Genomic DNA, 15,485 nt, shown 5'->3' on the forward strand with positions numbered 1-15,485 from the left:
ATTTTAACAATTCAGAATGCAGATAAACAGCTACCTTTGGAGCAATTTATTGGATAAAAATCTTTCTATTCCTTATAAAATAGGAAATTTTGCGGTTTTTTGAATGGATTTGAAGAATTCCATCTTCTTTTGATAGCTTTTGTCATGTGGCAGGAAAAAGACAAATCCTTTGCAGAATATACACTTCAAACGACTCCAATTTTCTTTAAAATAAAAGCATGAAGAAAGGAATGGCAAAATGACTACTAATAACCAAATTTTGCGTGCATATTCGATTAAGGATGTTTCAAAGAAAATAAGTACCCCTACCGGAACAATCAGGCAATGGGAAAAAGACTTAAATGGACTGATCCATATTCCCCGTTCAAAGCAGGGTGCCAGATTTTACACAGAAAAAGAAATAAGCTTGCTTGAAAAAGTGAAGGAAATGCGGGCAAATAACCTTAGCAAAGACATGATCAGGATGCTATTGGATAAACATATACACGAAGGTTCAGACTCACCTTCCGAATCATTTGAAACCCCTGCACCCAGCGCGTCAGAAAATACAATCGTACCTACTAGGAACGCTGCTCCCTCTGTACAAACACCGAATATAAATGACTTACACGCTGCTATGGAAACTTACAAGCAGAATATGTTGAGTGAAATAAAAGATGTGATTCAAACAAGCCAAAAAGAAATGATAGAGGAAGTAAAGAGCGAGATATCTCAGGGTACTTTGCAAACGGTACAAGGCCTGTCCAAGTCTATCCAAAGGTCAAATGAAAAAAGGATATCTGAAGTTGAGGATCTGACAAATGCGATTACACATGCTTCGGAACTTACTTCCGAAACGTTCGAAACCCTTGCGATGGACATTACGAAAGCTTCGGAAGATACTTTCGAAAAGATCTCAAAACGGATCAGCGACTCATCTAGGACAACCTCAAAAGATTATAAAAATCTAATGACGAAAGTTTCCCAAAATGTAAATGAGGCACAAAAAGAATTTAGAACTGCATCTAAATCACTGCATAAAGATCAGGAACACTTTGTCGATTCAATGAATCAAAACATGAAAGATCTAACCGAGGTAATCCGCGAAAGGGAAGACGCTTTTCACGACATGGTAGCGAGCTTCAGGGAAGCTGCAGCCGCAAAGAAAGATAAGAAGTGGTGGAAGGTATGGTCTTGAGGACAGTCCATGGTTTGAAACTGGTGCTTAAGGTCACCTAAGCCTCCCTTTACATGAGGTGAAGCGGAGACTCAAGGTTGTTTTAACCATTTGAGTCTCCGTTTCATTTACAAAATCACTGTTATCAAATGAGTTAAACAGCTGTTCCTCTATCATCCTATTACTGTATTCTGCCTTCCCCCTTTTTTCTTTCTGTGTAGTAGCAGCACTACGGCTCTTTTCTTAAACTTTTCTGGTTCTTTTTACATTGTTAACCATGCGTTTTTATTTGAATTTCAGCCATTCTATGTTATTTTGGCGATAACTAATATGCTCAAAGATAAGTATGGAATCGAACATTCAACTATTCAAATTGAACATCCGGCCATCCATGATCATGGAGATTACGGAAAACAATTTTTGCTACAGAGGAGTGCAGTAGATGGAGAAAATGGAAATAAAGGATTTGCCTCAGGTTGATGATTGGCGAAGGAAGTGGTCTTTCAGGGTTTACGTTTGGGGAATTGTCGGAATCATTATCCTTGGTTTATGGAATTTAGTTACAATAGCCGAAGATGGAGCAAATCGGCAAGAGAAAATGGAAAATACACCTGCTTCCAATGAAACAGAGCTTGTTCCCTCAAAAAGCAAGTCCAAATCCAGCCCTACTTTGACTGAACTGGTTATCCAGCCTATCGCACAATCTCCAAAGTTTCAGGTTATTTTTGAGTACCTTTTCTATCTCTTGTTATGGTTGTTATTGTGGCTTTTGATTCCTTCTGCTTTTCAAAGGTTAACAAGGTTTAAACTGTTTAATCTGGAATTTGAATTAGACAGGAATCAGCATGAAGTGATTCATGTGATTGATCAACAAATGAGGAAATTCAAGTTCCTTACATATTTGATGAAGGATGAAAATAAAGATGTTTTGAAGACCAGTTTCGATCCCTATCTTCCGCGATTTAAAGAGGCTTTGGAATTTACGTTGTCTAAAATGCAAAGCTTTTACCTGTCGGAATGGGATCAGCACCTATCTTTCGACGTAATGACCGTCGAGGAATTTGAGACTAAAAACTTCCCGGCTGCTGTTCGGAAATCAATCGATCTGGTGGATAAATATCAAATAGGGGTGCCGATCAATAAAGAAAATCCCGAGGTTGTCCACCATAAGAACTACTTAGTTTATACGGCCAGTGAAGAGGAAAATATATATACTAACAGGGCAGAAGTGATAAAATACGTCATTATTATTTCCAGTTACCGAACCGAATTCAATGAAAATGACGGATATCTCTTAGCAGGGATCACATCGTTGGTCTCAGAGCTGCATAAAAGAGCCTGGGAAAATCTAGGACTGACAAAACTTCAACAGAAATTGATTTCTGAAGAATAGTTGGTTACAATAAAATCAGAGGTGATTAAAAAATGTCAAGCCCAAAAAAACAGGGAATCCCGAAAAAAAATGAAGCTGAACAAAAGAAAGTAAAACGAACAGCGACAGCAAAAGAATCTGACATTTTTAATTTTGAACGGTTATTTAAAGATGCAGCTTCATTTACGAAACCTAAAGCACAAGGAAACGATATTCAATATCCAAGAGGTTCTTCCCTATCTAAAGCAAGCCCGATTGTTAAAGACTTATTCGCGAATTCCCATTACCGACTGTAACTCAACGCTTCTGCAGCGCGAGTTATTTTTTCATGCTAAAATGCTTTGTTATCAGTTCTTGCATGAAAAGAACATTCCCGATTATTGATCTCGAACGGTAGAAATGATTCAAATTGCTTCCTTTAGGATATTTAATATCCTTAGAAGGATCCTTCAAGAAAAAACTCTCTGCATTACGGAACAGCTTTTCAAAATTAAAATCATTTGAGGACACAAAAAACACCTCCGAATACTGGTTAGATTAGTTTATTCAAGCTTTATGATTCTTATGTATCAGATAGTTCCGGAATTGAGGATGACGATCATTTGAGAAGGAATAAATCTGAAGTAATGTGTAACTGAATCTAACTGTTAAACTATCATTTAAAAATTGGTATTGTAGCCTAGTGCATTTGATATTGACCTTGAAGTTTCTAAAATCTTTGCTTTGAGCTCTTTTTCTATCCTTTCTGTCGTGACTTTATCCGCCACACCGGAAATACTGATGGCTGCAATTACTTCCCCTTGATAATCGCAGACAGGAGCTGCCATACAGCGGATTCCCTCCTCATGCTCGATCTCGTCGATTGCACATCCGTAATTTCTGATGCTATCCAAATGCGTTAACAACTTGTCCGGATCAGTAATTGTATTTTTTGTGAATTTTGGCATGCCTTTTCTCTGCAAAATCTGTTTGACTTTTGTCTCATCCATGCCGGCTAGTAAAACCTTTCCCACACCTGTACAATGCATCATAGCCCTGAATCCTATGGATGAAGATATTCTAATTCTCTGGTTACCTTCAAATTTATCAATATAAACCACTTCATCATTCTCCATAATACATAAATGGATCACTTCATTTGTTTCGTCACGCAACTGTTCCAAATAAGGGCGTGCAATGCTGCGTAAATCAATATTTTCCAGAATAGAAGAGGCCAAATTCACAATATACATCCCCAATTTATACCTGGTCGTCTCTTTATCTTGAATCACAAGATTATATTTTTGTAGAGTTGATAAAATACGGTGTACGGTCGTTTTGGGCAACTCTACTTTTTGATGTATTTCGGTTATGCCAAGCCCTTTCGGTTCTTTTGATAATATTTTTAAAATAGCAATCGTCCGCTCAACGGATTGAACAGTACTCACGTTAACCCCTCCATGCTTTCATGCCAAGATTTTAAATAAAACATTTACCAGTAAGAGACTATCTTAACTTAAAGTATAAACAACTTGAAGGAAATAAATCAATCTAGGTAAATAATGATTATTTGAGAGATTTGCAAAAAACCGAAAAGGGGGCTTCCCTATATGGGAAAGAATATGTCAATGGAAAAATAAGCACACTCTGTTGCCTGCCTGAATAAGATAACCATCATGTAAATTGGGCGGTGGTAGACCATGAAATTACCAGTCGTTTTGGCAGGACCCTTCCTGCGCCGGACAGAATTCGACCGTGTTTATGTTTGGATCGCATGCAGCGAGGAGTATGAAATCTCAGCTGAACTATACCAAATTAATAAGAATGCTGCCTTTGCCTATGATCCAGAACAGATAAAGACGTCTGTAAAAACGGTTCGGCTTGGGGAAAAGCTGTTTATCAGTATAGTAAAGCTAGAGCCTATCAGCGAATCGTTTCCAATTGATCAGCTGCTTGGTTATAATATTCGCTTCACGAGAAACCGGATTTCTTTTGACTTAGGGAGCCTCGGAGTGTTATCACCTGGGGTTCCAGATTCTATCGTATATGGGAATTTAAAATATCCAACGTTTTATATTTCAGAACGGCCTGAAAGCAAGCTTTTTTACGGCTCCTGCCGCAAGCTTCACGGCACGGGCGGGGATTCGCTTGCGGGGGCCGACATCCTGCTTGAAAAAAGTTTTCTCGACCTGGATGAAAGGCCGGAAGCCTTGTTCCTCATGGGTGATCAAATTTATGCCGATGATGCCGCCGGTCCGTTGATGCCGTTTCTGATGAAATTGGGGGAAACGGTGACAGGGCGGAAAGAGGATTTGGCAAAGGTGGAACCAGGGCTCTCCAAGGAACGTTACAAACCATCACTTGATAAGATATATGGCAGGAAAAAGGTGGCAGCTGAGCTTTGTAAATTTTCATCGCGGAAAGCAGCTAATCACCTATTAAGGTTTGGTGAGTATGCGGCCATGTATCTGCTGTCCTTCAACCCGGAGCTTTGGAAGCTTGCAGAGAACGAACATGGTATTAAATCTTTTGAGGAAGAGCATGAAGAGAATGCAATTTGCATAGCCGAGGAAGAGAAAATGGATGATGTGAGGCTTGCCTATCACAAACAGCTTAAGGACATAAAGCGGTTTGCCGCTTCTTTACCGCGCGTACGGCGGCTGCTTGCAAACATCCCCTCTTATATGATTTTCGATGACCATGACATTACTGATGATTGGAATTTCTCGTACGAATGGCGCGAGAATGTCTGGAATGCACCATTGGGGAGGCATGTAATTGCCAATGGACTTTCCGCTTATTGGGCCTTCCAGGGCTGGGGAAACAATCCTGATTCATTCGATGATGATTTCAGTGGCGCAATTGGAGCTCATTTGAACTCCCTATCCGGTAAAAAAAATATCTCCCGCAACTGGGAGAAGAAGATGTGGAACTTTAACAACTGGCATTTTACCGTGCCCACTTATCCGACAGCTGTGTTCCTCGATACGCGCACACAGCGTGCCTATCGATCAGGTGACGGAAAATTGGTCGATCAAGGACCTCAGCTAATCAATGAGCTAGGCTGGCTGCAGACCAGGTATTCATTAATCCAAAGCGGCTGGGAAGCAGGGGACCCTCTTATTGTAGTGTCTCCCGCACCGTTGTATGGAATCGGCAAGTTTGAATCGATGATTAGAAAGGCAGCAAACCCTTTAAAGCTGACCGGATTTCCAGCTGGTACTGCTTTGGATATGGAATCTTGGCGCTATAATGGCAGGGGATTCGAAAGTTTCCATGAATGGGTGATGGATACTGACCCGGAATATTGTCTGATCTTATCGGGAGACTCCCATTTTGCCTTCTCGCTTAAAGCAGATGTTTCTTATCTGAATGGTGATAAAAAGACGCTTTATCAATTTACAAGCAGCCCGATGAAAAACAAAAGTTTTACCGACGTGTCCAGCCAGCTGCTAAAGACCATGCTGCATATGCATTCGCTGAAGAATACCCGCAAAAAAGGCAATCGCGATAAAAAAAATACCTTTCATATCGAGCTGGATTATGATTTTGCTCACGAAACCGTCGCCAAGGAAACCATCCACTATAATTCCCTTCAAAACGGGCCGATTATTGAAGCCGAGAACAATCTTGGCCTGCTGTCGGTATTGCCCGGCAAAATCGACAATGCGCTAGTGACACCTAACGGGGAAAAAAGTCTTTATTTACCGTTTCCAGACTAATAAAATCACTAAAAATGAGCCGGACTGAAATCAGCCCGGCTCTACTATTTCTATGTCATATTAAATGATGAGCCAGGCCGTTGTATTATTTTTCGACCGCCGGAATTTATCTAATATGAAATCCAATTTTGCCTAACTGAGCAGCTTTTTCCATCCGTTCGAATGCTTGCTCAAATTGACTTAGTGGATACATATGATCCATAATTGGTCTAATTTGATGCTTTTCGATAAACTGTACCATTTCTCTGTGTTCTTCAGTACTCCCCATTGTTGAACCAAGAAGATTAAACTGCCCGTAGAAAAAGTTCCGGATATTAAGTTGAACGACATCGCCCGCAGAAGCGCCAAACGTAACCATTGTTCCCCCAAGACGCAGCTGATCGAGCGACTTATTGAATGTTGCAGCTCCCACGCTTTCAATGACGAGATCCATCTTTTCTCCGCCAAGTGCTTCATGCCAATCTCCATTGCTATCGATTGCTTTATCAGCACCAAGCTCTACTGCTTTCCTACATTTCTCCTCTGAGCGCGAAGTCACATACACTGTTGCCCCTGATGCTTTTGCGAATTGCAATAAGAACGTCGCTACCCCGCTCCCAATTCCCGGGATAAGCACCTTCATACCAGATTGTACCTGACCTCTGGTGAACAAAGCACGATAAGCCGTAAGAGCAGCCAGTGATAGTACACCTGCTTCTTCCCAGGTAAGATACTGAGGTTTCTGGACCACATTTTCAGCTGGAATAACAACATGTTCCGCAAAGGTGCCATGAAAAGGAAGACCAAGAATTTCGAAACCTTGCGGAGGTGCATCACTTTTTTCCTTCCAGCCAAGCCCGGGATTAATCAACACTTCATCTCCCACCTGGATATCCGACACCCCATCACCAACCGCATCTATAACGCCGGCCCCGTCTGAACCGATGATTAACGGCGGGTCAGTCGGTTTATGTCGCTGAAGGGTATAAATATCGCGATGATTTAAGCCCGCTGTTTTTAGCTTTACCCTTACTTCTCCTGCATTTGGCTCTAGCTCAGCAATTTCACGGTAAGAGAGCCCTTTCGTACCAGTCTTTTCTTCATGTACAAGTGCCTTCATACAACCACTCCTTCTTATGTAATCTTCTATAAAAACTACCTTACACTCATGATACTTGAAAATCCTTAATAAAAAAACAACTATAGTTTCTATTAACAAACGGTTTGGTGATTCCACAAGTTTTCAAAGAAAAAAGACCGCTTAACGGCCTTTTCCTTGTTTTTCTGAGTCAGTATGCACCTTGGATTGACCCGTGCTGTACACCATTCTATGTTCCTGTCAATCTTCAAAAATAGCATTTGAAAGCAGACGGAAGAGATAGTCCGTATGATCACGGAATCCAGGCTCGAGGCCAATCATCGTGACATCCTTATCTTTTTCCTCAACGATCACAGGCTTACCTTGCGCTTCTCCTTTACCGATCCAGTGGCCGGCGACAAGGAAGTCCGCTGTATTTATAAAGCTTGCAGAAATGTCATCGTTTGCCGTATCGGAATACCATACAGGACTGAATACAAATCCAACATCCCCGTTTTTATAGCCAGCTGTTACTCCTGACCCTTTATAATCCATCTTTACTATTCCATTACTAGGGTCATCTTCGGAACCATTAATTTTGTCATCAGTAAGTTCAAGTGTGCTGGTTGCATGGGAAGCCCCTGCCCCAACCGCGATATATTTACCATCTTTATCATTTACGAAGCTGGCTACTTTCGTGATAAAGGCTTTACGTTGGGCATTATTCTGGAATCCAAATTCTTTATTGGCATTGCTTAGTTCATCTGGCTGAGAAATAAGATTTTCTGTACCGCTATACACAAAGACATCGAAACGATTGATTCCTTGTTCAGCAACTTCGACAGGCGTTATTTCAGTCACATCAAAGCCAAGTCTCTTTAAAGCAAGCTTGGTGCCTGAGTGCGATTGCTGTTTCCACATTCCTCCATCCTTTAAGATGGCTACTTTTATTTTGGAAAGTGAAACCGCGTTAGCCGGGATGGGCTGTGTTGCTACTTGCAATCCTGAATCTCTCACTGCTGCAGAAACCTTTCCTTCCTGTCCGGTAGCATAAAAGTTCCCCTTTGAATCGCGTTTTACATGAACACCTTGCTGGAGCAGTGTATTAACAAGCTTGACTGCTTTAACCGAACTGTTCGGAATTAGATAAGGTCCTTTCCCAGAAACAGCCCCATGATTTTTGACTTCTTTTACGTTTTCAGTCTTTATGTCAAGCGCACTTTTCACCGCTGTCGCTTCAAAACCCCATAACTCCGGCAAGCTCCATGCCGAAATATCATACATGGCCGGTGTGTCGTCTGATATATCCTCGCCATCCCAAAGCATGGTGTTAGCGAGTCCGGCCTTTGCCTGATTCATCATGACGACGTACGTTCCTTTAGGGTAGGATTTGCCTTCTGCGACAAATGCTTTAGAGCTTTGGACAACATCAATGTCATTTTTTATGAAATGATTTACCGCTTTTTCTGTTACAGTCGGGTCCTTCTGATCAACTGGTAAAACATATGCTTTTGGGAAGAACCCTTCATTATGGAATGGATGGTCAAAATTGATCCCTCGTTTAAAGACTTCGATTTGATCAGTGATCATTCCCTGTTTGTTGTCGGTGGCAAACTGCAGTGCACCCATTATCGCATCATATTGCCAGCGTACCCCGTCTAAATCGTTCGTAGGGGCCTCGAGTGTGTGTCCGTATGCACCATGGTACATGGCATACATCGGTGTAAAGATCGGCGGATAATCATCCCAGCCGAAGGAATCGTCTCGCTGCGGCACGTAAGCCCCCTCCATGCTTTGATACAGTTTTCCGTTGTATTTATTTTTATTTTTCATAATTTCAGATTCCATTGCCTCCGCTTGCTTATAGGCCCATTTATTATATAAATCATATTCATAATTAGGGTTATGCGGCGGGGTACATGGCTCGATCAATCCCTGTTTATTTGGAGCATAGTTTTTTACATATCCGTGAGTATCGAGGAAAACCATTGGATTCCATTCTTTAATTAGTTCGACCGTTTCCTGTGTCTCAGGCTGAGATTGGGTAATGAAATCACGGTTTAAATCAATGCCTTGACCATTGAATCGAGTCGCGTTTATTCTTCCATCCGGGTTTTGAACCACATTAAAAATCAGAATGTTGCTATCGAGAATATTTTTTGTTACTTCATCATTCTGCGTGGCGAAACGCTCGATTAGTTGAAGCACGGCATCGCTTCCGACAAATTCGGTTCCGTGAATCGAGCCATTAATCATGATAGGCACTTTAAAGTCAGGGTTGTTTTTAATCCAGTCCTGCGCTTTCTGAGGGTTTTTAAACATCTGTTTTCTTAAGGCTTTATTCTTGCCGAACTTGCTGTGATTGGAGGGATCAGCAATCGTTACTGCATAAAGAGGATTTCCATCGGCAGATTTTCCTCTTACTTCTACCTTTACCCGATTTGATAGTTTATCAATTTCCTGGAGTTTTGCTCCGATTTTTGAAAACTTCATAAAATCATAGTTTTCACTGTTAAATTTACTGCCATCTTGTTCTTCGTATACGTTTACATTCGTCCACTTTGGGGATTCAGCCAGGGTGGTTGTCCATGGAAGGGCCGTGAACAAACTAACTGCAATCAGCCCTGATAATGCTTTCCTTTTCTGCATAAACGCTCCTCCAGTATCAGACTACTCAAAATACTAAAATACTTTCTATATAAGTTGAGATTAAGAATTGCATCTAACACAAATCGGTCAATACTTGGAATTAAAAGAGACGACAAAACTAGAAAAAAAGATGCGAAAACGATAAAAGTGACGCCAAAACAGAAAAAAAGACGACAAAAATTGAAAGTGACGCCAAAATGAGAAAAGAGACGACAAAACTAGAAAAAAAGACGCGAAAACAAGAAAAGTGACGCCAAAACTTTAACCGAAATAGGAACTGGTTATTTCAACTTATATAGTACTTTGATTTTAATACAGTATTTTAATAGGAACAATCAAGCTAAATAACTATACGAGAGATAAATGTTTAAGGTTAAAAGCGGGTCTAAAGTAATAAATATCCAGATCCATCATTTTAAGCTTTTATACGTTTACTTAGCTATTCGAAAAAAATCATCCGGGCTTATCGAAGACAATTTTTATTTAAGAAGCAGCTTTTCCATTTACATGAAATATAAATTAAACAAACAGGCTGTCGAGATAACCTCGACAGCCTGAAACCGTCCAAAAGCGGCCTTTTATCGTACGTTCGTAAGGTAATTCGCGTGAACATAACCTATGCCCTTACCATATTGGATTTTATACCAGCTGCTGCTCTTTGTCAGAACTGTGACGACCTGGTTTTTCTTCAAGGAACCCACTACTCTCCCTGAGGTCGATGGTGTGGAACGAATATTTAACGTTGTCGCAATTACAGTTCCTTTTACCACCTTTACTGCTGGTTTTGGCTTAGCCAATGTGTAGGCAACTTTGGCAGTACGTTTGTTATTGCTTGCATCCATGGCAGTTATTTCGAATGTGTATTTTCCATTGACAGCTTTCGAAGTATTCCAGGAGGCCCAGCGGATCCCCTTGTCTTTTTTTGCGTTATTCTCAAGAGTAGCTACTGTTTTCCCTTTTGAATCTTTCACAAAGATGGTAACTTTTGATGCTTCATTGAGCTGATACTTTAGCGATACTGTGTCTTTCGTGATAGAGGCTGCCGTGTTATTTATGACGGGAGCCGTTGTGTCTTTTGGTGCCGGTTTTGCTAAAGTGAATGGAACGGATGCTGAGCTTTTGTTATGGCTGCTGTCCTCGGCTGTCAACCCGAATGTATACTTTCCGTTGATCACCCTGGATACATTCCATACAGCTGATTGGGATCCTGCCTGCTTATCAGCGCCATTGACAAGGGTAGTTATGACTCTTCCATTTTGATCATTGACTTGTACAGTCACCTTCGAGTTTTCATTGATGGCAAAGCTCAGCTTAACCTGGTTCGTTTTTGAATCATAAGATGTCTTCGTTTCTTTGATTGTTGGTGCTGTTGCATCCATCGCCGGTGATGGCGTTGGTATCGGTGTCGGTGTTGGTGCAGGTATCACCGGTGCCGGTGTCGGCTCAACCGGTACTGGTTGCTCAGGTGCTAACTGGTAAGCTGTTTCAAGGGCAGTATTTTCATAATAGAATGCGAGAATCTCTTTATACGTTTTGCCGGATTTCGCCGAATTATTCGCACCATATTGACTTAAACCTACGCCGTGGCCGTATCCCTTTCCTGAAACAGTAAGCGTATCAGAAGCAGCAGAAACCGGATCGACTAAATAACTTTTCATTACGCTCGCGCCAATAATTTCCCTTAACGAAGCAGCACTGATGTCTCTTGTTTCAAGACTATGTGGTACTGCTTCTCCCTGTTCTTTTGTTAAAAATTCAATTGTTATGCTGAATTTTTTCACCCTGCCGCCAGAACCGACTTCTTTAAGAGAGAGTTCAGGAACTGCAGTAATCTTGATTTCTTTATCTGTGTAAGCCATTTCATTGGCCTGTATCCAGGTTTTTAATTTTTCCATCGTTTGCTCAGCTTCCATTGTGGAAGCCCACCATGTGTCCGCTTTCGCCATATCTAATTTAGATGTATCGATTTGTTTCTTTTTGATGCTAAAATTCCATACGGTTTTTGGATCATTACTATCATTTTTAATTTGTAAATAGTCAAGCTGTTTGGTATCCCATGCATTCGTGTTTGACTCCGTTTTCCCTCCATTGCTCGACGAGAAGACAGCCCCGGAGCCGATTGATCTACCGCCATACGTTAGGATTTGGCCTTCGGTGGCTTCTACAGCCCTTGTAGAATTATCATGCCAGGAGTAACCCCAGTAAACTTGTTTATATTGTGTGTCATCTGGAGTACCGTTACTATAGCTCAGTGCATAGGTCCGTGCCGCAACCGCCTGAGTCTTCAGTGCTTCCTGATTCCATAAAGCTGGCATTTCAGCCGGTACAACCCCTTTTAAATAGTCTTCAAGATTAATAGAGTTGATCGGACGTACATATTTTTGATCTTCAATGATAAATTCAAAACTTCCTAAGTATGGGCGATTATTGATGGAAAGCGGGCCCTTCCCTTTCTCAGGCTCCACTTGAATCTCAGGGGCTTTACCTACTTCAGTTGCCCCTTTTAGAACGACCATATCACCGCTGCTGACCTTCAGCGTGTACGTCTGATTTGCCTCCAGTGTTAAACCGGGCAGATTCGTTGTATACGAGACTTCTGGTTTGACGGTAATCTCCGATTTGTTGCCAAGGTAGTTTTTTAGTTTCACCCGGATTACCGGCTCAGCCGCAGCTTTTGCCTGTATCTCAGGAAGCACCGACACGATTAGGACAAGTACTACAGCCAACAACATATGTATCTGTAATCGTTTCAAAATAGACCCCTCTCCTTTTTAACAACTTATAAAAATAATAGTAACCTAGACAAATTTATACATCAATAGACAATTTAAACTATCCTGCTATTTTCTATGAAACTGAGCATAATTTGGAGTGATAATTTAAAGTGAATTTAACATTCCATTTTTTTATCTGGAAAAAGTACCTATTTATTGTTCGAAATTTGCACTTTTCCCATACTATTATCATAGGATTCAAAATGGCTTTTGAAGAAGGGGTGATGAATTTGATAACTTTCAAACGTAACGAACTGTTGAAACTAAACAATATGTATGTTTCATACTTTGCTCAAAATCACTTGGAGTACTTATTTATAGCCCTTGAAAATAGTGAGGGATACAAAAGAGGTGAACTAATCATAATTGCTGCTGATAATATCAGTCTCGTTCAGATCGAACCAGTTTCGCATAACTCCATCTTCAGCAGAAACAAAAAATCGTTCTCTAAATGATATTTGCCCTTTTTTACAGGTGTGCCAAAAAAAGGTCATTCTCTCGATACCAAGAGTATGACCTTTTTTTTAGACCGAAGCCTCGATCTCTTTATTGATGAAAATCTTTCCAGGATTCAGGATATTATCAGGATCGAGTGTAGCCTTTATTGCTTTCATGACTTGTAATGAGCTGGACTTTTCCATTTCCAAATATGGAATTTTACCCATCCCTACTCCATGTTCTCCGGTGCAGGTACCCCTATGTTGCAGGGCATAGCTGATGATTTCATCATTCATCTTATGAAACCTTTCCATTTCATCGGGGTCGTTCGGGTTTACTCCGAATACAGCGTGGAAATTTCCATCCCCGACGTGTCCCAATAGAGCTGCATCAATATTGTACTTTTCAATCACCCCTCTGGAGTAGCTAATTCCTTTAGAAAGCTCTGAAATCGGTACACAAACGTCGGTGGATACGAGCAGTTGATTGGGCTTTTGGTTGACTATCGCGATGGCAGCCGAATGCCGTGCATCCCAAAGCTCTGCTCTTCTCAGCGAATCGCGCTCGTATTCAAAGTCCCGGGAGCCGGCTTCCGCCATTAATTGTTCGATGAACGTAATCCCGGTTTCCACTTCTTCTTTGCTGCCGCTGTACTCAAGAAAAAGTGTAGGCATCTCCTTATAGGCAGTTCCCTTGTAATGATTGACGGCTTCGATCGTTTTTGCATCGACCAGTTCAATTTTTCCGATTCTGACACCCGCTTGGAGGACCATCTCGGCAGCGGCACCAGCTGTGACAACATCGCTGAAATAGGCTTTGGCCGCAATCGTTTCCTCTGGTACCCCTGACAGTTTCAGGGTAATCTCAGTGAATATTCCCAGAGTTCCCTCGGATCCAACAAACAGTTCAGTTAGATTGTATCCCGCCGAGGATTTTATGGTTTCTCCACCGGCCGAAATAACATCACCATTTGCGAGAACCGCCCGTAATCCCAAAACGTTACGCTTCATGGTACCGTATGCAACTGCATTGGTTCCGCTGGCGTTTGTTGCAGACATACCACCGATCGTTGCATCAGCACCCGGATCAACCGGAAAAAACAATCCATGTTTTTTTAAATACAAATTCAATTGCTTTCTTGTAACACCTGGCTGGACTTTCACTAAAAAATCCTCTGGTTGAACCGATACGACGCTGTTCATCAGCGTAAAATCCAAGCTGATTCCACGGTTCAGCGGGATTACATGTCCCTCAAGACTGCTCCCTGCCCCGAAAGGAACGATGGCAATCTTGTTTACTGAAGCGTATTTAACAATCTCAACCACTTCATCTTCCGTAATCGGAAAAACGACGATATCGGGAAGCTTGCCTGCGTGATACGTCAATCCTTTGCTATGCTGCTCCCGTACTGTCTCATTAATAGTGACTCTGTCCGCATCACCGATGATGGCCAATAAATCATTATAGATCATAATTACACCCCTTAGGTTATTTGGAAACTAGTTTACTAGTAATAGCAAACATATAGCTTAATAATAACCTATCATTCATAAAATGTGCAGAATCATCTGACTATAAAATTTTGTTTTTCGAAACAGCCCTCAGTTGGCTTTATCGCTGGTCGTTCCTCGGAGTTCTGCGGCATATAAGCAAAAAACCGTTTCAGCTGTTCGATGCATTCGTCCTCAGTCGCACCGTCTTTATCTATCTGGCCGGTATGCTTATTATGCACATCTACTCCTCCAAGTTCCTCAGGCGAAATTTTCTGGCCGTTTGTAAGCTCCAGCATTCTTGGTCCTGCAATTGCCATACATGTTCCCTGAAGCTGGGATACGAAATCTGATGATACCGCTTTCCAAGTCCGTCCTCCGAAGCCAAAAGCTCCCTTTAATGGAGGATCATTCTACAATTCTCCTAGCTGGAGAAGAGGTTTTCGCAATTGTCATTTCAAAAGTTTCTTCTGAAAACCAAAGGGATGGTTCCCTTTTTAGTTGTTGAAAATGCCAAGCATGACCTATTTCATGTGCAAGTATTCTAGCATTATCTGAAGGCACAAAATTAGTAAATAAGCGAGAGAAAGTGTCTTCATCCGGGTAATGAAGAGCCATAATCGGTAAAAAGCGAGAGAAAGTGCTTTCATCGGGGTAATGAAGACCCATGATCAAAAAATAAGTTTGAGAAAAGGCCTTCATAGGGATCCTGGGAGGATCGATAAGGGTGTAGTACCCTTTGACGGTTTTTTCATAAGATGGACACTTCGGTGTGGATGGACGATTGGAAGATGGGTTACAATTTTTTATTCATTGGCATTGAGGGAGAACAAACGTGAGCAACCATG

Annotated in this window: 10 protein-coding genes and 2 pseudogenes; 5 read left to right on the top strand and 7 right to left on the bottom strand. The window is 41.4% G+C overall.

The features are described 5' to 3' along the window. Nucleotides 1-238: 238 nt before the first annotated feature. The 4 genes and pseudogenes from ELQ35_RS13330 to ELQ35_RS13340 all read left to right on the top strand — a co-directional run bounded on the left by ELQ35_RS13330 (nt 239) and on the right by ELQ35_RS13340 (nt 2,824). Nucleotides 239-1,177 (top strand): MerR family transcriptional regulator, encoded by a 939-nt coding sequence (locus tag ELQ35_RS13330; RefSeq protein ID WP_126865319.1) that lies wholly within the window; start codon nt 239-241, stop codon nt 1,175-1,177. A 270-nt stretch (nt 1,178-1,447) separates the two neighbouring features. After that, nucleotides 1,448-1,636 (top strand): annotated as a pseudogene (locus ELQ35_RS22630) (hypothetical protein); the annotation flags it as partial. Beyond that, nucleotides 1,599-2,549 carry a hypothetical protein gene (locus tag ELQ35_RS13335; protein ID WP_126865320.1) on the top strand — a complete coding sequence of 317 codons (951 nt, stop codon included), beginning with the start codon at nt 1,599-1,601 and terminating at the stop codon, nt 2,547-2,549. The pseudogene ELQ35_RS22630 and the gene ELQ35_RS13335, both read left to right, overlap by 38 nt. A gap of 32 nt (nt 2,550-2,581) precedes the next feature. Beyond that, the gene (locus ELQ35_RS13340; RefSeq protein ID WP_126865321.1) at nt 2,582-2,824 is read left to right on the top strand and encodes a hypothetical protein; all 243 of its coding nucleotides are present in this window, start codon (nt 2,582-2,584) and stop codon (nt 2,822-2,824) included. A 363-nt stretch (nt 2,825-3,187) separates the two neighbouring features. On the opposite strand, the gene ELQ35_RS13345 is transcribed toward ELQ35_RS13340, so the two are convergent. Next, nucleotides 3,188-3,955 (bottom strand): IclR family transcriptional regulator, encoded by a 768-nt coding sequence (locus ELQ35_RS13345; RefSeq protein WP_126865322.1) that lies wholly within the window; start codon nt 3,953-3,955, stop codon nt 3,188-3,190. 252 nt (nt 3,956-4,207) lie between these two features. Here ELQ35_RS13345 and ELQ35_RS13350 point away from each other — a divergent pair, with 252 nt between their 5' ends. Then, nucleotides 4,208-6,229, top strand: a complete 2,022-nt coding sequence (locus tag ELQ35_RS13350; protein ID WP_126865323.1) for a metallophosphoesterase family protein — start codon at nt 4,208-4,210, stop codon at nt 6,227-6,229. Nucleotides 6,230-6,335: 106 nt separating this feature from the next. On the opposite strand, the gene ELQ35_RS13355 is transcribed toward ELQ35_RS13350, so the two are convergent. From ELQ35_RS13355 to ELQ35_RS13380, 6 genes and pseudogenes are all read right to left on the bottom strand, one after another. Continuing rightward, entirely contained in the window at nt 6,336-7,328 is a 993-nt protein-coding gene (locus tag ELQ35_RS13355) for a zinc-binding dehydrogenase (RefSeq protein WP_126865324.1), read from the bottom strand. A 219-nt stretch (nt 7,329-7,547) separates the two neighbouring features. Then, nucleotides 7,548-9,935 (bottom strand): M14 family zinc carboxypeptidase, encoded by a 2,388-nt coding sequence (locus ELQ35_RS13360; RefSeq protein ID WP_126865325.1) that lies wholly within the window; start codon nt 9,933-9,935, stop codon nt 7,548-7,550. Nucleotides 9,936-10,513: 578 nt separating this feature from the next. Beyond that, nucleotides 10,514-12,688 carry a SpoIID/LytB domain-containing protein gene (locus tag ELQ35_RS13365; RefSeq protein ID WP_126865326.1) on the bottom strand — a complete coding sequence of 725 codons (2,175 nt, stop codon included), beginning with the start codon at nt 12,686-12,688 and terminating at the stop codon, nt 10,514-10,516. A 545-nt stretch (nt 12,689-13,233) separates the two neighbouring features. After that, entirely contained in the window at nt 13,234-14,622 is a 1,389-nt protein-coding gene (locus ELQ35_RS13370; protein WP_126865327.1) for an FAD-binding oxidoreductase, read from the bottom strand. Between the two features lie 125 nt (nt 14,623-14,747). After that, nucleotides 14,748-15,020, bottom strand: a pseudogene (locus tag ELQ35_RS13375) (carboxyl transferase domain-containing protein); the annotation flags it as partial. 25 nt (nt 15,021-15,045) lie between these two features. Then, complete coding sequence (locus ELQ35_RS13380) at nt 15,046-15,339, bottom strand: hypothetical protein (protein WP_126865328.1); 294 nt, start codon at nt 15,337-15,339, stop codon at nt 15,046-15,048. Between the last annotated feature and the right edge of the window lie 146 nt (nt 15,340-15,485).

The sequence above is a fragment of the Peribacillus cavernae genome, assembly GCF_003989135.1.
Taxonomy (GTDB): domain Bacteria; phylum Bacillota; class Bacilli; order Bacillales; family DSM-1321; genus Peribacillus; species Peribacillus cavernae.

Coding starts and splice junctions, on each gene's coding strand:
- ELQ35_RS13330 (WP_126865319.1), top strand. CDS start 239: ATGACTACTAATAACCAAATTTTGCGTGCATATTCGATTAAGGATGTT.
- ELQ35_RS13335 (WP_126865320.1), top strand. CDS start 1,599: ATGGAGAAAATGGAAATAAAGGATTTGCCTCAGGTTGATGATTGGCGA.
- ELQ35_RS13340 (WP_126865321.1), top strand. CDS start 2,582: ATGTCAAGCCCAAAAAAACAGGGAATCCCGAAAAAAAATGAAGCTGAA.
- ELQ35_RS13350 (WP_126865323.1), top strand. CDS start 4,208: ATGAAATTACCAGTCGTTTTGGCAGGACCCTTCCTGCGCCGGACAGAA.
- ELQ35_RS13355 (WP_126865324.1), bottom strand. CDS start 7,328: ATGAAGGCACTTGTACATGAAGAAAAGACTGGTACGAAAGGGCTCTCT.
- ELQ35_RS13360 (WP_126865325.1), bottom strand. CDS start 9,935: ATGCAGAAAAGGAAAGCATTATCAGGGCTGATTGCAGTTAGTTTGTTC.
- ELQ35_RS13380 (WP_126865328.1), bottom strand. CDS start 15,339: ATGAAGGCCTTTTCTCAAACTTATTTTTTGATCATGGGTCTTCATTAC.